The sequence below is a fragment of the Streptomyces cinerochromogenes genome, from assembly GCF_014648635.1.
Lineage (GTDB): Bacteria > Actinomycetota > Actinomycetes > Streptomycetales > Streptomycetaceae > Streptomyces > Streptomyces cinerochromogenes.
In genome coordinates, this window is the sequence record NZ_BMRM01000024.1 from 86,491 (window position 1) to 107,005 (window position 20,515).

General features: G+C 69.7%; 16 protein-coding genes, 1 tRNA gene and 1 pseudogene. 2 read left to right on the forward strand and 16 right to left on the reverse strand.

The genetic code is table 11. The features are described from left to right. Positions 1-3 precede the first annotated feature (3 nt). The 12 genes and pseudogenes from IEZ20_RS34795 to IEZ20_RS34850 form a co-directional block, all read right to left on the reverse strand. Complete coding sequence (locus IEZ20_RS34795) at positions 4-651, reverse strand: L-threonylcarbamoyladenylate synthase (protein WP_189306209.1); 648 nt, start codon at positions 649-651, stop codon at positions 4-6. A gap of 52 nt (positions 652-703) precedes the next feature. Continuing rightward, entirely contained in the window at positions 704-1,549 is an 846-nt protein-coding gene (gene prmC, locus IEZ20_RS34800) for a peptide chain release factor N(5)-glutamine methyltransferase (RefSeq protein ID WP_189306211.1), read from the reverse strand. Positions 1,550-1,606: 57 nt separating this feature from the next. After that, a complete protein-coding gene (gene prfA / locus IEZ20_RS34805; RefSeq protein WP_189306213.1) occupies positions 1,607-2,674 on the reverse strand; it encodes a peptide chain release factor 1 in 1,068 nt (355 codons plus the stop codon). A 105-nt stretch (positions 2,675-2,779) separates the two neighbouring features. Continuing rightward, positions 2,780-3,001: a 50S ribosomal protein L31 gene (gene rpmE / locus IEZ20_RS34810; RefSeq protein WP_015657814.1), complete on the reverse strand. Its 222-nt coding sequence runs from the start codon at positions 2,999-3,001 to the stop codon at positions 2,780-2,782. Positions 3,002-3,634: 633 nt separating this feature from the next. After that, a complete protein-coding gene (locus tag IEZ20_RS34815; RefSeq protein ID WP_189306215.1) occupies positions 3,635-4,762 on the reverse strand; it encodes an LCP family protein in 1,128 nt (375 codons plus the stop codon). A gap of 370 nt (positions 4,763-5,132) precedes the next feature. Continuing rightward, a complete protein-coding gene (gene rho, locus IEZ20_RS34820; protein WP_189306218.1) occupies positions 5,133-7,112 on the reverse strand; it encodes a transcription termination factor Rho in 1,980 nt (659 codons plus the stop codon). Between the two features lie 424 nt (positions 7,113-7,536). Further along, positions 7,537-8,466 (reverse strand): homoserine kinase, encoded by a 930-nt coding sequence (gene thrB, locus IEZ20_RS34825; RefSeq protein ID WP_189306219.1) that lies wholly within the window; start codon positions 8,464-8,466, stop codon positions 7,537-7,539. Between the two features lie 237 nt (positions 8,467-8,703). Further along, complete coding sequence (thrC, locus tag IEZ20_RS34830; RefSeq protein ID WP_189306221.1) at positions 8,704-9,762, reverse strand: threonine synthase; 1,059 nt, start codon at positions 9,760-9,762, stop codon at positions 8,704-8,706. A 6-nt stretch (positions 9,763-9,768) separates the two neighbouring features. After that, a complete protein-coding gene (locus tag IEZ20_RS34835; RefSeq protein ID WP_189306259.1) occupies positions 9,769-11,058 on the reverse strand; it encodes a homoserine dehydrogenase in 1,290 nt (429 codons plus the stop codon). Between the two features lie 169 nt (positions 11,059-11,227). After that, a complete protein-coding gene (lysA, locus tag IEZ20_RS34840) occupies positions 11,228-12,619 on the reverse strand; it encodes a diaminopimelate decarboxylase (protein ID WP_189306223.1) in 1,392 nt (463 codons plus the stop codon). Between the two features lie 53 nt (positions 12,620-12,672). Beyond that, positions 12,673-13,650, reverse strand: a complete 978-nt coding sequence (nrtL, locus tag IEZ20_RS34845) for an ArgS-related anticodon-binding protein NrtL (RefSeq protein WP_189306225.1) — start codon at positions 13,648-13,650, stop codon at positions 12,673-12,675. Positions 13,651-14,092: 442 nt separating this feature from the next. Then, a pseudogene (locus tag IEZ20_RS34850) lies at positions 14,093-14,602 on the reverse strand (response regulator); the annotation flags it as partial. Between the two features lie 166 nt (positions 14,603-14,768). Here IEZ20_RS34850 and IEZ20_RS34855 point away from each other — a divergent pair. Then, positions 14,769-14,840: transfer RNA gene (locus IEZ20_RS34855), tRNA-Arg, on the forward strand. An 824-nt stretch (positions 14,841-15,664) separates the two neighbouring features. Further along, entirely contained in the window at positions 15,665-16,135 is a 471-nt protein-coding gene (locus IEZ20_RS34860; RefSeq protein WP_229896418.1) for a GNAT family N-acetyltransferase, read from the forward strand. 267 nt (positions 16,136-16,402) lie between these two features. On the opposite strand, the gene IEZ20_RS34865 is transcribed toward IEZ20_RS34860, so the two are convergent. The 4 genes from IEZ20_RS34865 to IEZ20_RS34875 all read right to left on the reverse strand — a co-directional run bounded on the left by IEZ20_RS34865 (position 16,403) and on the right by IEZ20_RS34875 (position 20,464). Then, positions 16,403-16,666 (reverse strand): hypothetical protein, encoded by a 264-nt coding sequence (locus IEZ20_RS34865; RefSeq protein ID WP_189306227.1) that lies wholly within the window; start codon positions 16,664-16,666, stop codon positions 16,403-16,405. Positions 16,667-17,704: 1,038 nt separating this feature from the next. Beyond that, positions 17,705-17,995, reverse strand: coding sequence for a hypothetical protein (locus IEZ20_RS40150; RefSeq protein ID WP_229896419.1), 291 nt, complete (start codon positions 17,993-17,995; stop codon positions 17,705-17,707). 40 nt (positions 17,996-18,035) lie between these two features. Continuing rightward, complete coding sequence (locus IEZ20_RS40155; RefSeq protein WP_229896421.1) at positions 18,036-18,245, reverse strand: nuclease-related domain-containing protein; 210 nt, start codon at positions 18,243-18,245, stop codon at positions 18,036-18,038. 185 nt (positions 18,246-18,430) lie between these two features. Beyond that, the gene (locus IEZ20_RS34875; RefSeq protein ID WP_189306229.1) at positions 18,431-20,464 is read right to left on the reverse strand and encodes a TerD family protein; all 2,034 of its coding nucleotides are present in this window, start codon (positions 20,462-20,464) and stop codon (positions 18,431-18,433) included. Between the last annotated feature and the right edge of the window lie 51 nt (positions 20,465-20,515).

Sequence of the window (20,515 nt, forward strand, 5' to 3'; positions counted from 1 at the left end):
CCGTCAATTCGCCACCTCAAGGTCGGGTACGACCTTGCGCAGCTCCTCCGCGGAGAGCGCCCCGGCGCGCAGCAGCACCGGCACCCGGCGCGAGACGTCCACGATGGACGACGGCACGTTGGCCGGGGTGGGGCCGCCGTCGAGGTAGACGGAGACGGAGTCGCCGAGCATCTCCTGCGCGGCGTCGCAGTCCTCGGGCGCCGGGTGACCGGTGAGGTTCGCCGAGGAGACGGCCATCGGGCCGACCTCGGTGAGCAGCTCGATGGCGACGGGGTGCAGCGGCATGCGCACGGCGACCGTGCCGCGGGTGTCGCCGAGGTCCCACTGGAGGGACGGCTGGTGCTTGGCGACCAGCGTCAGCGCGCCCGGCCAGAACGCGTCGACCAGCTCCCAGGCCATCTCGGAGAAGTCCGTGACGAGACCGTGCAGGGTGTTCGGGGAGCCGATGAGGACGGGGGTCGGCATGTTGCGGCCCCGGCCCTTGGCGGCGAGCAGGTCGGCGACGGCCTCGGAGGAGAACGCGTCGGCGCCGATGCCGTACACCGTGTCGGTCGGCAGCACCACCAGCTCGCCCCGGCGGACGGCGGACGCGGCCTCGCGCAGACCCGTCACGCGGTCGGTCGCGTCGTTGGTGTCGTATCGCCGTGCCATGTCTAGCTGGCCTCCTCGTACACGTGCTGCGGGGTGGGGGTCTGCGGGATGCTCACGGCAGCGCCTTGCGGGCGGTGGCGAACCGCGGACGGTTGTTGAGGTCCGGATGATCGGCCGCGTCGGCCCAGCCCCGCTCCTCGGTGAAGATCCACGGCACCTGGCCGCCCTGGGTGTCGGCGTGCTCGATCACGACGACGCCGCCCGGGCGCAGCAGCCGGTGCGCGGTGCGTTCGATGCCCCGGATGAGGTCGAGGCCGTCCTCGCCGGAGAACAGGGCCATCTCCGGGTCGTAGTCGCGGGCCTCGGGGGCGACGTACTCCCACTCGGTGAGCGGGATGTACGGCGGGTTGGAGATGACCAGGTCGACCTGGCCGTCGAGGTCCGGGAAGGCGGTCAGCGCATCGCCCTGGCGCAGGTCGACACGGGAGCCGGCCACGTTCTTGCGGGTCCACACCAGGGCGTCATCGGACAGCTCCACGGCGTGCACCCGGGAGCGCGGGACCTCCTGGGCGAGGGCGAGCGCGATGGCGCCGGAGCCGGTGCACAGGTCGACGATGCAGGGCTCGACCACGTCCATGGCGCGCACGGCGTCTATGGCCCAGCCCACCACGGACTCGGTCTCCGGCCGGGGCACGAACACCCCGGGGCCGACCTGGAGTTCCAGGTACCGGAAGTAGGCCCGCCCGGTGATGTGCTGCAGCGGCTCGCGCTGCTCGCGCCGGGCGATGACCTCCCAGTACCGGGCGTCGAAGTCGGCGTCCTTCACGGAGTGCAGTTCGCCGCGCTTCACGCCGTGCACGAACGCGGCCAGCTCCTCCGCGTCGGTGCGCGGCGAGGGCACGCCGGCGTCGGCCAGCCGCTGGGTGGCCTGGGCCACCTCCGCGAGCAGCAGGTTCACGCGAGTCCTCCGTGTCGTACTCGTGCTCGTGCTTGAGCCCGTACGTGCGTACGTGTCTTACGCGGCGGCGAGCTTCGCCGCCGAGTCGGCGTCGACGCAGGCCTGGATGACCGCGTCGAGGTCGCCGTCCAGGACCTGGTCCAGGTTGTACGCCTTGAAGCCGACCCGGTGGTCCGAGATGCGGTTCTCCGGGAAGTTGTAGGTGCGGATCTTCTCGGAGCGGTCGACGGTGCGGACCTGGCTGCGGCGGGCGTCGGCGGCCTCCCGCTCCGCCTCCTCCTGGGCCATGGCGAGCAGCCTGGAGCGCAGGATGCGCAGGGCCTGCTCCTTGTTCTGGAGCTGGCTCTTCTCGTTCTGGCAGGAGGCGACGACTCCGGTCGGGATGTGCGTGATGCGCACGGCGGAGTCGGTGGTGTTCACGGACTGGCCGCCCGGACCGGAGGACCGGTAGACGTCGATGCGGAGGTCGTTGGGGTTGATCTCCACGTCCACCTCCTCGGCCTCGGGGGTGACGAGGACACCGGCGGCGGAGGTGTGGATACGGCCCTGCGACTCGGTGGCCGGGACGCGCTGCACCCGGTGCACCCCGCCCTCGTACTTCAGCCGGGCCCAGACGCCCTGGCCGGGCTCGGTCTGCCCGCGGGTCTTCACCGCGACCTGGACGTCCTTGTAGCCGCCCAGCTCCGACTCGGTGGCGTCGATGATCTCGGTCTTCCAGCCGACGCGCTCGGCGTAGCGCAGGTACATGCGCAGCAGGTCGCCGGCGAACAGCGCCGACTCGTCGCCGCCCGCGCCCGCCTTGATCTCCAGGATGACGTCCTTGTCGTCACTCGGGTCGCGCGGGATCAGCAGGAGGCGGAGCTTCTCGGTCAGCTCCTCGCGCTGCTTCTCCAGGACCTTGACCTCGGCGGCGAAGTCCGGGTCGTCGGCGGCGAACTCGCGTGCGGTCTCGATGTCGTCGCCGGTCTGCTTCCAGGAGCGGAAGGTGGCGACGATCGGGGTCAGCTCGGCGTAGCGCTTGTTCAGCTTGCGCGCGTTCGCCTGGTCGGCGTGGACCGACGGATCGGCGAGCTTCTTCTCCAGATCGGCGTGCTCGGCGACGAGTTCCTCGACGGCCTCGAACATCTTTCGGCTCCTGTACTGCGGTGAGGGGAAGGGCGGGCGACCAAAAACGCCGGTCCCGGGCACCCCCGTGGCGGGCGTGACCGTGGACCGGCGAATTGGGGCTCGCTACTTCTTGGAGCCGGCAGCCTTGCCGAAGCGGGCCTCGAAGCGGGCCACACGGCCACCGGTGTCGAGGATCTTCTGCTTGCCCGTGTAGAACGGGTGGCACTCGGAGCAGACCTCGGCCCGGATGGTGCCGGACTCGATGGTGCTACGGGTGGTGAACGACGCGCCACAGGTGCAGCTGACCTGCGTCTCGACGTACTCGGGGTGGATGTCGCGCTTCAAGGTGTCTCCTAGGTTCCGGGAGGGCGCCGGGTCGCCATCGCGGGATGCGGGGGCGTGAACCGGAGCCGACGTACCAGTCTGCCAGGACTGGCGCCATCCTCCCAAACCGGGGGTGCGGGCGTTCTATTCCTGGGGCGCGGGGGCGCTCTCAGCGGGGGGTGCGGGGGCGCCCTCAGCCGGGGGGCCGGACAGCCGTCGGCGGGGGTACGGGACGCCGTCAGTCGGGGGGGCCGCCGTCAGCGGGGGGTGCGGGACGCCCTCAGCCGACGGTACCGGGCCGCCGTCAGCGGAGGCGCGGGACGCCCTCAGCCGGCGGTGCGGGACCGCCGTCAGCGGGGGTGCCGGACGCCCTCAGCCGGAGGGGCCGGACCGCCGTCAGCGGAGGCGCGGGACGCCCTCAGCCGACAGTACCGGGCCGCCGTCAGCGGGGGTGCCGGACGCCCTCAGCCGAGGGCCGGACCGCCATCAGCGGGGGACGGGGCGCCCTCAGCCGGGGGCCGGACAGCCGTCAGTGGAGGCGCGGGGCGCCCTCAGCCGGCGGTACCGGGCCGCCGTCAGCGGGGGTGCGGGGCGTCCTCAGCCCGGGTGCGGGGGTGCCCTCGGCCGGGGGTGCGGAGGCCCCCGCAGGCCTGGTCAGCCGGTCACGACGCCCTTGGCCTCGCCCGTGGCCGTGCCCTTCGTGGCCGACTTCGGGATCGGCCTGTCGTTCTTCAGGGCGTTCCAGACCAGCTGGGCCTTGGTCTTCTCCAGCAGGACGCGGTTGGGGTTGGCCGGGTCGTACTGGACGGGCATCGTGACCATCTTCATGTGGGACGAGCTGATGCCCTTGAGGCCGCCGGCGAAGTCGATCAGGGAGTTGACCGAGCCGAGGTCGGAGTCGGTGGTGACGGCCTTGGTGGCGGTGTCGGCGAGGTCGTACAGCTTCTTCGGGTTCGAGAGGACGCCGACGTGCTTGACCTGGTCGATGAGCGCCTTGACGAAGGCCTGCTGGAGCTGGATGCGGCCGAGGTCGGAGCCGTCGCCCACGCCGTGCCGGGTGCGGACCAGGCCGAGGGCCTGCTCGCCGTCGAGCGTGTGGGTGCCGGCCTTGAGGTCGAGGTGGCTCTGCGGGTCCTTGATGCTCTTGGTCGTCGTGACCTCGACCCCGCCGAGGTCGTCGATGAGCCTCTGGAAGCCCTCGAAGTCGACCTCCAGATAGTGGTCCATGCGGATGCCGGTGATCGACTCGACGGTCTTCACCGCGCAGGCCGCGCCGCCGGTGGAGTACGCCTCGTTGAACATCACGCCGGACGCGGCGGGGTGGGCGGTGCCCTTGGTGTCGGTGCACTGAGGGCGGTCCACCAGGGTGTCCCGGGGAATGGAGACCACGCTGGCCCGCTGGTGGCCCTTGTACACGTGGACGATCATCGCGGTGTCCGAGCGGGCGCTGCCGTCGTCCGTGCCGCCGCCGAGCTTCTTGTTCTTGCCGGAGCGGGTGTCCGAGCCGAGGACCAGGATGTTCTCGGAGCCGTTGTCGATCTTCGTGGGCCGGTCGGTGCCGAGGGCCTGGTTGATGTCGACGCTGTGGAGGTTGCCGTTGAGCTTGAAGTACAGGAACCCGGCGCCGGCTCCGCCGAGGACGACCACGCCCGCGGCCGTCCAGGCCGTCGCGCGCAGCGCCTTGCGGCCGGTGCTGGGGGCCTTGCGTCGGCGGCCCTTGCCTCCGCGGCGCGGGGCCGTGCCCGGCTCGGGTATGGCGGGCTGAGTACTCTCGGCGGCCACATCGCTCCTAGATCTCGGCGGTCGGATACCCCCTGCGGTCAGGGTCGGGCGGTCGTCACCGCTCCATCGTCGCTCCGCCTGGTCAGACGGAGAAACTCGGGAAAGGGTTGCACAACGCACAGTGCCCACCGGGTACGGCGACGGGCACGCTGCGTGATCGGCCGGTCCGCGCACGCCGCGCTCACCTGCGGATTCGCGCCTCGGGCCGGTACTGCCGGACGCCCATGCCGACGGGGGCGCCTGTGGCAAAGATCTCGCTTGTGGCCTTACGGCACGCTTGTACCCGCCTTGCCGCGGCCACCACGGCAAAAAGGGCCGCCCCCCGTCCCTGGGGGGACGAGGGGCGGCCTTCCGCTGCCTGGGACGGACGTCAGTCGCCGTTGCCGGGCGTCGGCGTCGTCTTCTGGATCTGCATCAGGAACTCGATGTTCGACTTGGTCTGCTTCATCTTGTCGAGAAGCAGCTCGATCGCCTGCTGCTGGTCCAGCGCGTGCAGGACGCGGCGGAGCTTCCAGACGATGCCCAGCTCCTCGGCACCGAGCAGGATCTCCTCCTTGCGGGTACCGGACGCGTCCACGTCCACCGCCGGGAAGATGCGCTTGTCGGCGAGCTTCCGGTCGAGCTTCAGCTCCATGTTGCCGGTGCCCTTGAACTCCTCGAAGATCACCTCGTCCATGCGGGACCCGGTGTCCACCAGGGCGGTGGCGAGGATGGTCAGCGAGCCGCCGTCCTCGATGTTCCGCGCCGCGCCGAAGAACCGCTTCGGCGGGTACAGCGCGGTCGAGTCGACACCACCGGACAGGATGCGGCCGGAGGCCGGGGCGGCCAGGTTGTAGGCGCGGCCCAGACGCGTGATCGAGTCGAGCAGCACGACCACGTCGTGGCCCAGCTCGACCAGTCGCTTGGCCCGCTCGATGGCCAGCTCGGCGACGGTCGTGTGGTCCTCGGCCGGGCGGTCGAAGGTCGAGGAGATGACCTCGCCCTTGACCGACCGCTGCATGTCGGTGACCTCTTCCGGACGCTCGTCGACGAGGACGACCATCAGGTGGCACTCGGGGTTGTTGTGGGTGATCGCGTTGGCGACCGCCTGCATGATCATGGTCTTGCCGGTCTTCGGCGGGGCCACGATCAGACCGCGCTGGCCCTTACCGATCGGCGACACCAGGTCGATGATGCGGGTGGTGAGGACGCCCGGGTCCGTCTCCAGGCGGAGGCGGTCCTGCGGGTAGAGCGGGGTCAGCTTGTTGAACTCCGGGCGGCCACGGCCGTGTTCGGGCGCCATGCCGTTGACGGAGTCGAGGCGGACCAGCGCGTTGAACTTCTCGCGGCGCTCGCCCTCCTTCGGCTGGCGGACCGCACCGGTGACGTGGTCACCCTTGCGCAGGCCGTTCTTGCGGACCTGGGCGAGGGAGACGTACACGTCGTTCGGGCCGGGCAGGTAGCCGGAGGTCCGGATGAAGGCGTAGTTGTCGAGGATGTCCAGGATGCCCGCGACCGGGATCAGGACGTCGTCCTCGGCGACCTGCGGCTCGGCGATCTCGTCACGGCCACGGCGGCCGCGGCGGTCACGGTAACGGCCGCGACGGCCGCGACGGCCGCCCTCGAAGTCGTCGTCGTCCTGCGGGCCGGCGTTGCGGTCCTGACGGCCGCCGCCCTGCGGCTGGCCCTGCTGCTGCCGGTCCTGGCGGCCGCCGCCCTGGCCCTGCTGGTCGTCGCCCTTGTTGCGGCGGTCGCGGTCCCGGCCGCGCTCGCGGCGGTCCCGGCGGCCACGGCCCTCGCCGTCACCGGCGTCGCCCTTGGCTTCGCCCTGCTGCTGCGCGGGCGTCTCGGCCTTGGGCTCGGCCTTGGCCTCGGCGGCGACCGTCTCGGCGCCGCCCGCGGCCGGGCTGCCCGCCTCGGCGGTGGCGCGGCGGCGGCGGCGCTCGGTGGGGGCGTCGTCGGACGCCGGCTGGCCGGGGATCTCGATCTGCTGCTGGGCCACGGCCTTCTCGGCGGGGGCCTCGGCCGCCTTCTCCGCCTTCTTCCCGGCGTCGTCGCCGGTGCGGGCCTTGGAGGTGGCCCGGCGCTTCGGCTTGGTCTCGGTGGCGGTGTCGGCCTTGGCGGCGGGGGCGCCCCCGGCGGCCTGCGCCTCCTTGATGACCTCGATCAGCTGGCTCTTGCGCATCCGCGCGGTGCCCCTGATCCCGAGGCCCGAGGCAACCTGCTGCAGCTCGGCCAGCACCATGCCCTCGAGGCCGGTACCGCGGCGCCGCCGGGAGCCGGCACCGGTGGCAGGCGCGGAGGCGTCCGTGGCGGGCGCGGCAGCGGTCTCCTCGACACGTGCGCCCATCAGATCGGTGGTGTCGCTCACGAAGGGTCCTTCCCTGGAGCGGACGTCGGCCTGTCTGGCTCGGCGACCGGTTGTGCTGTCCGGCTACGGTCCTGTCTTCTGTGAACCGTGCCGGGGCGGTGGTCCGCCAAAGCGGCGGAGGAAATGTGCGGTGATGGCGCTTCCGCGAGCCGTGGCACCCAGTGTCACGTGGCGTGGTAGCACCGATTCCGGAGCTCCCCCAGAGGGGGTACCCCCACCGGCGGCCCGCTCAGTGCTCGCATACGACGTACTGCCCAGGTACGACGCAAGGAACACGGAGTGGCGCGGGAGGCTCCCGGAAGAATGTCTGTCCCGGACGGGGACACGAGGCACCTCGCCATGGTGGGGTCGGGTGCAGACTTGAGGTTAACACTACCGGATCCAACAAACATTCCCCCTCTCCAAATCCGGCAACCGTGGGCAGTTAATCAACGCCGGAGGTCGCGAGCGGCAGCACGCTCGCTCCCTGGGCGTCCAGGTCCAGCCGGTTGGCGGCCCAGCCCTCACCCGCGAGGTGGGAGACCTTGTCGGCGCTGTCGGCGTCGGCGAGGGCCATGACGGTGGGCCCGGCGCCCGAGATCACGGCCGGGATGCCGTCGGCCCGCAGCCGCTCCACCAGCGCGGCGCTGTCCGGCATGGCCGGGGCGCGGTACTCCTGGTGCAGGCGGTCCTCGGTGGCGGGCAGCAGCAGCTCGGGGCGCCTGGTCAGGGCCTCGACGAGCAGGGCGGCGCGGCCCGCGTTGGCGGCGGCGTCGACGTGCGGGACGGTACGCGGGAGCAGGCCGCGCGCGGTCTCGGTCAGAACCGGCTTTCCGGGCACGAAAACCACCGGAACGATGGAATCGTGCGGCTCCATCCTGATGGCCCGGGCGGTGCCGCCCTCCATCCAGGACAGGGTGAAGCCGCCGAGCAGACAGGCGGCCACGTTGTCCGGGTGGCCCTCGATCTCGGTCGCCAGCTCCAGCAGGGCGGCGTCGTCCAGACGGGCCTCGCCGCCTATGGTCACCGCGCGGGCGGCGACGATGCCGGCGCAGATGGCGGCGGAGGAGGAGCCGAGGCCCCGGCCGTGCGGAATGCGGTTGGCGCAGACGATCTCCAGGCCGCGGGGCTGCCCGCCCAGCAGGTCGAAGGCCGTGCGCAGGGAGCGGACGAGGAGGTGGCTCTCGTCCCGCGGCAGGGTCTCGCTGCCCTCGCCGGCGATGTCGATGTGCAGCCCGGAGTCGGCCACCCGGACGACCACGTCGTCGTAGAGCCCCAGGGCCAGGCCCAGGGCGTCGAAACCCGGACCGAGGTTGGCGCTGGTGGCGGGAACGCGCACCCGGACGGCGGCGGCTCGGAACGCTGGACCGGCCATCGCTCGTTGACTCTCCTTGAGCTGCGTGACTGTCGAAGACACTCGATACGTACGAAAGACCCTCAGGCCGCGCAGAGGGCGCGGTGCCGCCCGTGTGCGAGGGCATATGCAGCGGGCGGGTTTGGATACAGCCTATCGAAGGAAGGTTCTGTGGCGACATAGGGCGCACAGGAGGCGCACGATGCGTGTCGTAAGCCCCCTGTGCTCCCTGTCAGGGAGAACCCCGGCGCCGGACGCTCAGGCGAGGCCCAGGCGCTCGGCCGCGGTGGCCGCGTCGACCGGCACGGTGACCGGCTGCGGGGCACCGGCCACGGCCCAGTCCGGGTCCTTCAGGCCGTTGCCGGTGACGGTGCACACGATGCGCTGGCCCGGGTCGACCTTGCCCTGCTCGGCGGCCTTGAGCAGACCGGCCACGGAGGCGGCGGAGGCGGGCTCCACGAAGACGCCCTCCTGCGCGGCCAACAGGCGGTAGGCGCGCAGGATCTCACGGTCCGTCACCTCGTCGATGGCGCCGCCGGACTCGTCACGGGCCTGCAGGGCGTACTGCCAGGAGGCCGGGTTGCCGATGCGGATGGCCGTGGCGATGGTGGAGGGGTCCTTGACGACCTCGCCGCGCACGATCGGAGCACTGCCGGACGCCTGGAAACCCCACATCCGAGGGGTTCTACCGGCGACGCCGTCGGCGGCGTACTCCTTGTAGCCCTTCCAGTAGGCCGTGATGTTGCCCGCGTTGCCGACCGGGAGGACGTGGATGTCGGGCGCGTCGCCGAGCATGTCCACGATCTCGAAGGCGGCCGTCTTCTGGCCCTCGATCCGCACCGGGTTGACCGAATTCACCAGCGCGACGGGGTAGTTCTCGCTCAGGCCCCGCGCCAGGGTGAGGCAGTCGTCGAAGTTGCCGTCGACCTGGAGGATCTTCGCGCCGTGCACGAGGGCCTGGCCCATCTTGCCGAGGGCGATCTTGCCCTGCGGCACCAGGACGGCCGACACCATGCCCGCGCGCACCGCGTACGCGGCGGCGGAGGCGGAGGTGTTGCCGGTGGAGGCGCAGATGACAGCCTTCGCGCCCTCCTCCTTGGCCTTGCTGATGGCCATGGTCATACCGCGGTCCTTGAAGGACCCGGTCGGGTTGGCGCCCTCCACCTTCAGGTGGACCTCGCAGCCCGTGCGCTCGGAGAGCACCTGCGCGGGCACGAGGGGCGTGCCGCCCTCGCGGAGCGTCACGACCGGCGTGGTGTCGGATACCGGCAGCCTGTCCCGGTACTCCTCGATGATTCCGCGCCACTGGTGGGTCATTGCTGGTTACTCTCCTTCAACCCGCATGATGCTGGCGACACCCCGCACGGTGTCGAGCTTGCGCAGTGCCTCGACGGTCCCGGAGAGGGAGGCGTCCGAGGCCCGGTGGGTGACGACGACGAGGGAGGCCTCGCCGTCCTTGCCCTGCTGCCGAACGGTGTCGATCGACACGCCGTGTTCGGCGAAGACAGTCGCGACCTGGGCGAGCACGCCCGGTTTGTCGGCGACGTCGAGGCTGATGTGGTACCGGGTGACGACCTCGCCCATCGGGGAGACGGTCAGGTCGGCGTACGCCGACTCGCCGGGCCCGGTGGCACCGCCCCGCCGGTTGCGGCAGACGGCGACGAGGTCACCGAGGACGGCGGAGGCGGTGGGCGAACCGCCGGCGCCGGGGCCGTAGAACATCAGCTGCCCGGCGGCGTCGCTCTCCACGAAGACGGCGTTGTACGCGCCGCGCACGGAGGCGAGCGGGTGGCTGAGCGGAATCATCGCGGGATGCACGCGCGCGGTGACCGACGTCCCGTCCTTCGACCGCTCGCAGATGGCGAGCAGCTTGATGGTGCAGCCCATCTCCTTGGCGGAGCGGAAGTCGGCGGCGGTGACCTCGGTCATGCCCTCGCGGTAGACGTCGTCGAGGCGCACGCGCGTGTGGAAGGCGATCCCGGCGAGGATGGCGGCCTTGGCGGCGGCGTCGAAGCCCTCGACGTCGGCGGTCGGGTCGGCCTCGGCGTACCCCAGGGCGGTGGCCTCGTCGAGGGCCTCCTGGTACCCGGCGCCGGTGGAGTCCATCTTGTCGAGGATGAAGTTGGTGGTGCCGTTGACGATGCCGAGCACCCGGTTGACCTTGTCGCCGGCGAGCGACTCGCGCAGCGGCCGGATCAGCGGGATGGCACCGGCGACGGCGGCCTCGTAGTAGAGGTCCTTGCCGTTGCGTTCCGCCGCGGCGTGCAGGGCGGCCCCGTCCTGGGCGAGCAGGGCCTTGTTGGCGGAGACGACGGAGGCGCCGTGCTCGAAGGCGGTGGTGATGAGCGTCCGGGCCGGCTCGATCCCCCCGATGACCTCGACCACCACGTCGATGTCCCCCCGTTTGACGAGGGCGGTGGCGTCGGTGGTGACCAGGCTCGGGTCGATCCCCTCGCGCACCTTGCCGGGCCGCCGCACGGCGACCCCGGCCAGCTCGACCGGGGCGCCGATCCGGGCCGCGAGGTCGTCGGCGTGCGTCGTCATGATGCGCGCCACCTCTGAGCCGACAACCCCACAGCCCAGCAGCGCCACCTTCAGCGGACGCGTACGCATCATCCGACCTCGTTTCCTCATACCGTCTACGGTTGGACCAGTCTCACTCACCGGACGGGAGTTTCTACCCTACGTCCGGATCGTGAGACATCTATTTCATTTTCACAGGGGCGGAAGCCGCAGATCTTCCACTCTGCTCTTCCGCCGCCCGAGTTTCAGCAGGTGGGGGTCATCCCACGTCGAGACGCAGAAGATCCTCCTCCGTCTCACGCCGGACGATCACCCGGGCCTCACCGTCGCGCACGGCGACGACGGGCGGCCGGAGCACGTGGTTGTAGTTGCTGGCCATGGACCGGCAGTAGGCACCCGTGGCCGGTACGGCGACGAGGTCCCCCGGTGCCAGGTCCGCGGGCAGGAACGCGTCCTTGACCACGATGTCCCCGCTCTCGCAGTGCTTGCCGACGACCCGCGCGAGCATGGGCGCGGCGTCGGAGGTCCGGGACACCAGGGCGACGCTGTACTCGGCGTCGTACAGCGCGGTGCGGATGTTGTCCGACATGCCGCCGTCGACGGAGACGTAGGTCCGCAGCCCGTCGAGCGGCTTGACGGTGCCGACCTCGTACAGCGTGAAGGCGGTCGGGCCGACGATGGCGCGCCCGGGCTCGACGGAGATCCGGGGCGTCCGCAGCCGGGCGGCCTCGCACTCGCGGGTGACGATCTCGGTGAGCGCCTTGGCGATCTCGTGCGGCTCACGGGGATCGTCGTCGCTGGTGTAGGCGATACCGAGCCCGCCCCCGAGATCGATCTCGGGCAGCTCGATCCCGTGCTCGTCACGGATGTCCTTCAGCAGCCCCACGACCCGGTGGGCGGCCACCTCGAAGCCGGACATGTCGAAGATCTGCGACCCGATGTGGGAATGGATCCCGATCAGCTCCAGCCCGTCGAGCTGCAGGGCCCGCCGCACGGCCTCGGCGGCCTGCCCGCCGGCCAGCGGGATGCCGAACTTCTGGTCCTCGTGGGCGGTGGCGATGAACTCGTGGGTGTGCGCCTCCACACCCACGGTGACCCGGATCTGGACCCGCTGCCGCTTCCCGAGCGACTGCGCCGCGTGGGCGACCCGCACGATCTCCTGGAAGGAGTCGAGGACGATCCGCCCGACACCGGCCTCGATGGCCCGGGTGATCTCCTCGGCGGACTTGTTGTTGCCGTGGAAGGCGATGCGGTCGGCGGGCATCCCGGCGGACAGCGCGGTGGCCAGCTCGCCGCCGGAGCAGACGTCCAGATTCAGCCCCTCCTCGTTCAGCCACCGCACGACGGCCCGGGAGAGGAAGGCCTTCCCGGCGTAGAAGACGTCGGCGTCCGGACCGAACGCGGTACGCCAGGCACGCGCACGGGCCCGGAAGTCGGTCTCGTCGAGGATGTAGGCGGGGGTGCCGTACTCCTCGGCGAGCCGGCCGACGGGGATCCCGCCGACCGTGACCGCACCGTCGTCGCCGCGCGTGACGGTCTGCGCCCACACCTTCGGGTCCAGGGCGTTGAGGTCGGCGGGCGGAGCGGAGTAGTGCCCCTCGGGCAGGACGTCGGCGTGGCGGGGCCCGGCGGGATGGGCGGAACGGCTCATGACGTAGCTCTCAGACTCTCTGTCTCTCTCCGGGGCGCATCTGCTCTGGCGCCTCAGAGATGTTCGGGTGCGTCGATGCCGAGCAGGGACAGGCCACCGGCCAGCACCGTCCCGGCGGCTTCGGCAAGCGCCAGCCGGGCCCGGTGGGCGGCCGAGGGTTTCTCCTCACCGACGGGAAGCACGGAGGGCAGCAGGGGCAGCACGGCATCGGCGACGGTGACGAGATGCCGGGCGAGCCGGTCCGGGGCACGGTGGATGGCGGCCCCGGCGAGGATACGAGGGTGATCGGCGAGCGGGGTGAGCAGGGAGCTCTTCGTGTCCCCCAGCGGCCCCGGCTCGGCGGCGAACCCCAGCCGGCCGGCGTTGCGGCTGACGGAACGGACCCGGGCGTGCGCGTACCGCACCCGGAACAGCGGATTGCCCTCCCGCTGGACCAGGTGATCGGCGGTGATCCGGGGCCGGTCGTGCGGCGCGGGGTGGAGCAGGGCCCACCGGGCGGCATCGGCCCCGAGCGGCGCGGGATCCTCGGGCGCGGGCACGGGCCGCAGGTTGGCGGGCTCACCGTGCTCGACGGTGGCGCGCCCGCCCTGGACCGCCACCAGGCGTACGACGGCGTCGGCGACCACCTCGGCCCGCACCTCGTACGGCACCCGCAGCGCGACGACCTGCCCGGCGAGCGCGTCCCCGTGCCCGTACCGGACGCCCTTCCCCCGGACCTCCCGCACCAGCCCCGCGACGGGATCGACCTGCTCCTCAAGACTGATGTTGAGGAACCCCGCCCCCGTGACGACGACGTCCCGGATCCCCTCGGCACCGGCAAGACGGCCCCGAAGGATCTCGGCGACCCGCCGCGGCGGCTGCCCGGCCGGCCGGGCCAGCTGCAGGGCGATGGTGGTGGCGAAGTCCCCACACCCCCCGGGCCCCGGCTCCCTCACCACGGCCCGCTCGGGCACGGCCACACTCAGCTCCCCGTCATCGACAGCACAACGCACCGCGTGCAGCACGGCGCGGGACAGCTCGACGGGGGTCACGGGACAAGCGTAGGGGAGGAGGGGGGTGGGGGTGGTAGGCGGTTATGGGTTGGGGGGTGGGGTGGGGGTGCCAGCCGGTTTTGGGTTGGTGGGGGTGGGGTGGCTGTCGGGGGGGGCGAGGTGGGGCGGTGCGGTGTGCCCGGCAGGGAGGCGGCTGGGATGGGGCCGGCGTGCGACCGGGGTGGGGCGACGGGGGAGGCTGGTGCGCCACCGAGGTGGAGCGACGGGGGAGGCTGGTGTGCCACCGGGGTGGCAGCGAAGGGGGAGGCCGGCTTAAGGCGCTGAAGGGCATGCCGCCGGGGAGGCCGGCTTAGCCGCTGAAGGGCATGCCGCCGGGGACGCCGTCGTCGTGGGGGGCGCTGGGGCCGGCGGACTCACCGTCCCCGTCGATCTCCCCGCCCCTACTGCCGCCCCCATTGCCGCTTCCGCTCCCGCCCAGGTCTCCCCCGCTGCGGTCGGGGTCTCCCCCGCTCCGCTCTCCTCTGCCGTGATCTCCCTCTCCGCGGTCTCCACCACCGAGATCTCCCCCACGCGCCGCTGCCCCAAGTGCCGCTCCCGCATGGCCCTCAGGCCCGGTTCGCCGCTCGATGAGATGCTTCACCAGCCGTACCAGCTCGGCGGGCTCGAAGGGCTTGGCGAGGAAGGCGTCCACACCGACATCGAGGCCGGTCTCGACCTCGTACTGGGTGCAGGCACTGATGATGGCGAGGGGCAGGTGGCGCGTACGGGGATCGGCCCGGAGCCGGGCGGCGGTGCGGAGCCCGTCCAGCCGAGGCATGACCACGTCGAGCGTCACGACGTCGGGCTGCACCTGGTGCACCACGTCCAGACACTCGGCACCATCGGCCGCGGTCACGACCTCTAGCCCTTCCAGTTCGAGGTTGACCCTGATCAGCTGCCGGATGACCTTGTTGTCGTCCACAACAAGCACCCGGCCCGGAGCGCCTGGCACACGTCGAGAGTAGGTCCGGACCGGCCACCGCGTCCGGGTTTTCCCCACTTCCACCCCCTACAGGGGACCCGCCCGCGCCGTCCGGGGAAACGGATTCTTGATCACCCCTCCGGACCTGCTAGTGTTCTACACGTCGCCGCGAGCGAGAAGCTCCGCAGCCGACAACGCCCCCGTAGCTCAGGGGATAGAGCAACGGCCTCCGGAGCCGTGTGCGCAGGTTCGAATCCTGCCGGGGGCACTTCGCAGGAAGTGCCTAAAGACCCCGTCAACAGCGGAAACGCTGAGGCCGGGGTCTTCGCGTTTGTGCGGGCGTGTGCGGCCCGAAGCGGGCGTATGCCGGGGTCTGTGGACGAGGCGTGGACGGAATCTTGAGGCGTCTGCCCAGGTCAGCTCCGGCAGACGGCAAGGCCCCCAGACAAGTCCAGGGCCCTGAGGGTCGGTTCATCTCGGTCGGCTGACCGTCGCGGTAGAGCACAGTGCAGTGGCCGCGCCCTGAGGGCAAAAAAAACAGTCCCCGGTAGTACTGCTCGTGTCCTGAAACTTCAGTCGTCACTGTCGCCTCGGTATCGCGCCGGCTTGCCGGGGGCCTGGACCACATCCTGTCCAGGTCACTACGCCGACTAGACGTCCTGATCGACTTAGCAACTCTTTCGGTGTTATGGCCTACTAATCACGATGCGCGCCAGGTGTCATAAGTCAATAGCTTTTCGATAAGTTTCGAAGGAAACCTTCCGCGATCACCTTGGACTGCGGCATCCGGCTCGTCCGCGGGTCGACGGGGGCCGGTCGCAGCCGAGCGATTACCCAGGTCAGCCCATCCAACTGACGAAGAAGCCTGCGCATGCGCATCACCGCGTCAAGCCAGGTCGCTCTCCTAGGAGCTGCCTTGGGCGCGGTCACAGCCCGGCGTGCCAGTCCCGCTCCAGATCGCCCGGGTCGAATACGCTGCGAAGATGTCCGACCTGGCGGCCTCGACAACGCGGATGCGCGGGAATGCCGCCCGGTAGCGGCTCTTCACGTGGGCCGGGACGGCGCAGCTGCCGGATGCGGAAGGGGTGTGGCATGAGATCCCCGAGCGTGCACCTACGGGAGATCACCGACGACAACCGGGATGCCGTCCGTGCCCTCCGCGTCCGACACGACCAGAAGCAATTCGTCGCCTCCGTGTCCCACTCCCTCAAGGAGGCGACGAAGAAACCGGAGGCCAATCCCTGGTACCGCGCCGTGTACCACGGCGATGAGCCAGTCGGCTTCGTGATGCTGTCGTGGAAACCGTCGGCCGGTCCTTACAAAGGGCGACACTTCCTCTGGCGCCTCCTCGTCGACAAGCAGTACCAGGGGCGAGGGATCGGCCGAGAGGCGCTCACACAGGTCGCCACCCTGGTGCGCGCGGACGGCGCCACCGAGCTGCTGACCAGTTACGAGCCCGGCGACGGCGAGCCGTGGCCCTTCTACCAGAAGTTCGGGTTCGAGCCCACCGGGGAGATCGACGACGGAGAGATCGTTCTGCGACTCACCTTCCCCGCTCGGTGAGCTGTTTTACGGAAGCGCGCTTCGCGTATCGGGTCAGCAAGACCTCAACGCTGTTGCCGGCGCGGTCGGCAACCTCGATGGGGTTCGACGCCGTCGCTGACGCCTACAAGACCTCGCACCGCACGGCGGTCGCCGACACCGGCGCCGCCGCGCCTGAACCGAATGGTTTGGCGTGCCTTGAGCTCCGTCGTTACAACCGGCCATCCACAGGACCGAGTCAACGTCATCGGGCAGCATCGCGCCGTACTCAGCATCGGAGTCCTTTGGTCATGACGCACACGCGTTTATGTATTCCGCGACATCCTTCGGATCGATTCCCTTGCCGTAATCCGGGTCCGGGTCCAGGGCGGTATCGGTGATTTCGCCCTGTGCGTACCCATCCCAGTAGGTGTCTTGCGGCGACGAAGCGCTGCACGCGACAGCACCGAGCAGCGCCGCCAACGCCCCCGCAGATAGAAGGCCAGCTCGCTTCATGTGCCCCCCAGGCTCATATAGAGGGAAGATCGCACCGATGGGGGAGACAGTGCCCATACACCCCGGCATGGTCGAACCCTCGCCGAGCGCACCAGCGACGTTTTACAGCTACGCCCATCTACGCCTGTTGAACCTCACCGCCCGCCACCGGAGCCGGGTTACTGGTCCACTTAACGCATGCACCTATCGGCGGGTACGGGTGCTTAGCGCTAGTCGCAAGGATTCCAGGGAGAGGCAACCGGTGCCCCAGCAGAGCAACCGTTGGGATAGGCCGTGAGCCAGTCGTCCTCATCTGTATCGAGCGGAGCGACCGCTGGTGACTCGGTGGGAAGACGTGGTTTGCCGAGGGCAGCAGGGGCACGGTCGTCCAGTGATCAAGGTAGCCATGTGATTCGCCACAGACATTCCATGGCGGTTGAAAGACCGTTCCGTCCTCGCAGACGGCCGTAGAGCCGTGGGTCGACTCGGGCTCCTCAGGACCGACGGCGATGGTGTAGGCAATGCTGGTGACCAACACGACGGCGAAAAGCGCCAGGCCGGCGACCTTCAACCCCACGATGACCCTGACGACTGTCTCCATGGCTCATCTTCCCGTCCAGCTGGGGCCGGCGTCATGAGATCGGCGGTGATGGGTTCCAGGTACGTCAGTCGATGCGCGCTCAGAGTTGAAGGGTGGACGTGGGCGCATCGTAGGTGCATAGCTCAAGAGACCTTGGCCGCGCTCCCCAGGCGCATGCGCCATACCTGCGACACAGCCTGCGTCGCTACCACCACCTAATCTGCCCCGCCGCAGGTCAAACGGTTGTCAGGTGTGATCGGCACAATCACTCCGGAGCCCGTGTGCGCAGGTTCGAATGCTGCCGGGGCACCCAGCTGAGGCGCCCAAAGACCCCGTCAACAGCGGAAACGCTGAGGCCGGAGTCTTCGCGTATGTGCAGGCGTGTGCCGCTCGGAGTGGGTGTATGTCGGGGTCTGTGGGCGAGGCGGGGGCGGGGTTTTGGAGCATCGCCGCAGGTGGGGCATGGAAACGTCAGGCCGCAGGGGCTACCGACGGCCGCCCCGGACGACTGCCGACACCACACTGCGGCCACCAACTCAAGCCTGAGCCCACGCCTGACGGTGGCGAGCAACGCTGTAAACCTGCTCCACCTGGTCGGCCGTGAGAACGCCTGAGAGCGGAGCGAGTGCCGACACCTGGCGCTCCTGGTACACCCTGACATCGAGCTGCGTAGCGACCACCTTCAGCTCGGTGACACCGACGAAGACGAGCACCGGCTCCACCGGTACCGGGAAGTCGCAATAGCGCTCAAGCACTCGGGCGACCCGCTTGGCCTCTGCCCGGCTCTTGCGTGCGTAGGGCGCCGGCTTCCCGTGATCGACTTTCACGGAATCGTCCCCGACCCATACGGCCCGCCTGTGGTGGTGCTTAGTATTGATGCTGAACACCACCACCAGGCCCGATCAGTAAGTGATCGATATCCACTTTGTTGGCCAAGGGGATGGAGTGCAGGGCGCGCCAACCGTGGCGCCCTAAGCGGTTCAGCTCCGCTCCCACTCGCCGTTCCCCCGCCAGTCCCTTTCGCCAGGGGTCCCATTCCGAGGGCCGCCGCAGAAGCCGTGAGACGACTCGCTCCATTAGCCCCGGGCCGGATTCATCGAGCAGATCACGTATGGACTTCCCGGGAGGGTTGATGGCCAGGTCGTCGGCCGGCGTCAGAGGCGGCAGCACCGGACTCAATGATCGTAGCCCTTCGCCGACAGGAGCCCGCGACTGCCAACGGCAGCTACACGCAGCCTGCCGGCCAACGTGATTGCTGCGGCTCAGCCCGTCGCCGCCCCTCCCTTGGACGATGCTCGGCGGGGTGTCGCACGATCCAAATGGACCACCACGGTGGAGTAGAAGCGGTGCACCGCGTCGTCGACGCTGCGGATGAAGCCGGACTCAGCGTTGCCGCGGCTGCTTCCCATGCTCTTGACCAAAGACAGGCGGAAGCCGGTGATGCGGGTGCCGCTGCCCTTCGGGAGCATGTCGGCCGGCTCGGGGCGGAGCCGTTCCAAGGTACCCCGCGGGCCACCTTGCTCCCCGTCGACGAGGGTTTCGATGTGGAGAGTCGCTGGTGCTTCTTCCAAGTTCCGGATGAGCCGTTTCACCCAGGACAGGGGGTAACCCTGCTCTGGCGCAGGGATCTCGATAGAGGTGCGCAGCTTGCCTGTGCGGAGGTCCGCGCTGACCGCCAGAATGCCGGGCGTTCCCTCGATGCGCAGTTCCGCCTGCAGTTTTCCATCGAGGCAGAGCTGATCGGCGAAGCCGCTCCGGCGTACCCCTGGATCCGCTCCCCGCCTTGTGCGCTGAACAGGCAGTACCCTCTGCCCCAGTTCGCCGCCCAGACCGAGACATACCTGCCGGATGAGCCGCTCCCAGCTCTCGACGACTTCCAGTGCGCGCGAGTCTCCCTGGCACAGGGTTTCGTCGTCGATTCCGTTGCGTACGGGGACCCAGGCCGGTCCCATGTTCTGGAAGCCGTGGCAGCCGGAGTTGTCGTGCTGCAGGTAGTACAGCAGCTCCTGCAGCAGCCAGGCGTGCGCCGCATTGCCAACACCCTCGTGGCGGATCAGCATCTGTGCCTGGTGCGTCACTTCTGCCCAAGACAGGTGCCATAGGGCGACCTTGTGCTTGCGCCGTCCGTCGATCTTGACATCGACGAGCGGGCTGCCTTCCAACGCTACGTCGTTCGACAGCGTGATCACGGCCTCGTAGCCACGGCGCGCGGCGATGTCCATGTACGCCTGTACCTGATCAGCCTTGAGGGCGTTGCCGTTGGTCTTCGTCTCCACCAGGGCCGTCCACAGCTTGCCGGCCCGCTCGACGCGAATCACCCCGTCGGGGCGCCGCGGTGTGTCGCCGTGCGGCAGGGTGACCTCAGCGAAGGTCTCCATCCGACCTGCCGGCGCTCCAAACGCCGCGGTCAGCCTCCTGCCGAACTCCGGCACCTGCGCCATCACCGACAGCAGCACCGAGGTGGCCCGCACTTCACGGTCCCGGTCGCTCTTCAACGCCGACACTGGAAAGAGCCGGGCCTCTCTCCACGACTCGTTCTCCGCCAAGGTCTTCTTGGTCACCTTGGGCAGGATGACCTTCTTCTTCGCGGTACGAGGTCGAGCAGTCGTCGGCTTCCGTGACTCGCTGCCTTCGGGCTGGCGAGGAGACGGAACGACCGCGGGCGCTCGTTGTGGACTCGGCTCATCAACCGAAGCCGAGGCCGTCATGCCCTCTTGATCTTCGCTTGCCTCATCGCCCTGCGCTTCTACTGCTTCCGCGTCGTCCTCGATATCGACGCCGAAGTCCGTTGCAAGACCGGCGAGACCGGTGTCGTAGCCTTGACCGACAGCGCGGAACTTCCACTCGTCTCCGCGCCGATACAGCTCACCGAAGATGATCGCACTCATCGAGTCAACGTCGTCGACGACAAAGCGAAGAAGGTCCTCACCGGCTCCGTCCGCCAGCGACAGCCGCACGTCCTCAAGCTCACCGAAACGCGCGCCGTTATAACGGCTAGCAGCTACAACTATGCGGTCGACGTGAGCGGGTACCGCAGTCAGGTCGAAGCTGATCCGGTCCTCGTTTCCGTCTACCGTCGGCGTTTTACCCAGAAGCTGCACGCTCCCGTCGGCGGCAACCGGATTGTTGTAGAAGTAGAAGTCGGTGTCGCTACGAACCTTGCCATTCAGGTCCAGCAGCAGAACCGAGACGTCTGCGTCCCCTTCACCGGTCGCGCTCCCCCAGCCCAAACTGACGATCACCGAACCGACGTTGTCACTCAGGGCTGACAGCGTCACATTCGAACCCTTGACCATTTCCTGCACAATGCCCCCCAATCAACGCAAACCGGGCACAAAGTTGTTCAG

Excerpts from the sequence above, each read along its gene's own strand:
- thrC (WP_189306221.1), bottom strand. The coding sequence starts at position 9,762 with ATGACCCACCAGTGGCGCGGAATCATCGAGGAGTACCGGGACAGGCTG.
- thrB (WP_189306219.1), bottom strand. The coding sequence starts at position 8,466 with ATGGCCGGTCCAGCGTTCCGAGCCGCCGCCGTCCGGGTGCGCGTTCCC.
- IEZ20_RS34860 (WP_229896418.1), top strand. The coding sequence starts at position 15,665 with ATGAGATCCCCGAGCGTGCACCTACGGGAGATCACCGACGACAACCGG.
- IEZ20_RS34875 (WP_189306229.1), bottom strand. The coding sequence starts at position 20,464 with ATGGTCAAGGGTTCGAATGTGACGCTGTCAGCCCTGAGTGACAACGTC.
- IEZ20_RS34835 (WP_189306259.1), bottom strand. The coding sequence starts at position 11,058 with ATGCGTACGCGTCCGCTGAAGGTGGCGCTGCTGGGCTGTGGGGTTGTC.
- IEZ20_RS34795 (WP_189306209.1), bottom strand. The coding sequence starts at position 651 with ATGGCACGGCGATACGACACCAACGACGCGACCGACCGCGTGACGGGT.
- IEZ20_RS34865 (WP_189306227.1), bottom strand. The coding sequence starts at position 16,666 with ATGGGCACTGTCTCCCCCATCGGTGCGATCTTCCCTCTATATGAGCCT.
- lysA (WP_189306223.1), bottom strand. The coding sequence starts at position 12,619 with ATGAGCCGTTCCGCCCATCCCGCCGGGCCCCGCCACGCCGACGTCCTG.
- IEZ20_RS40155 (WP_229896421.1), bottom strand. The coding sequence starts at position 18,245 with ATGGAGCGAGTCGTCTCACGGCTTCTGCGGCGGCCCTCGGAATGGGAC.
- prfA (WP_189306213.1), bottom strand. The coding sequence starts at position 2,674 with ATGTTCGAGGCCGTCGAGGAACTCGTCGCCGAGCACGCCGATCTGGAG.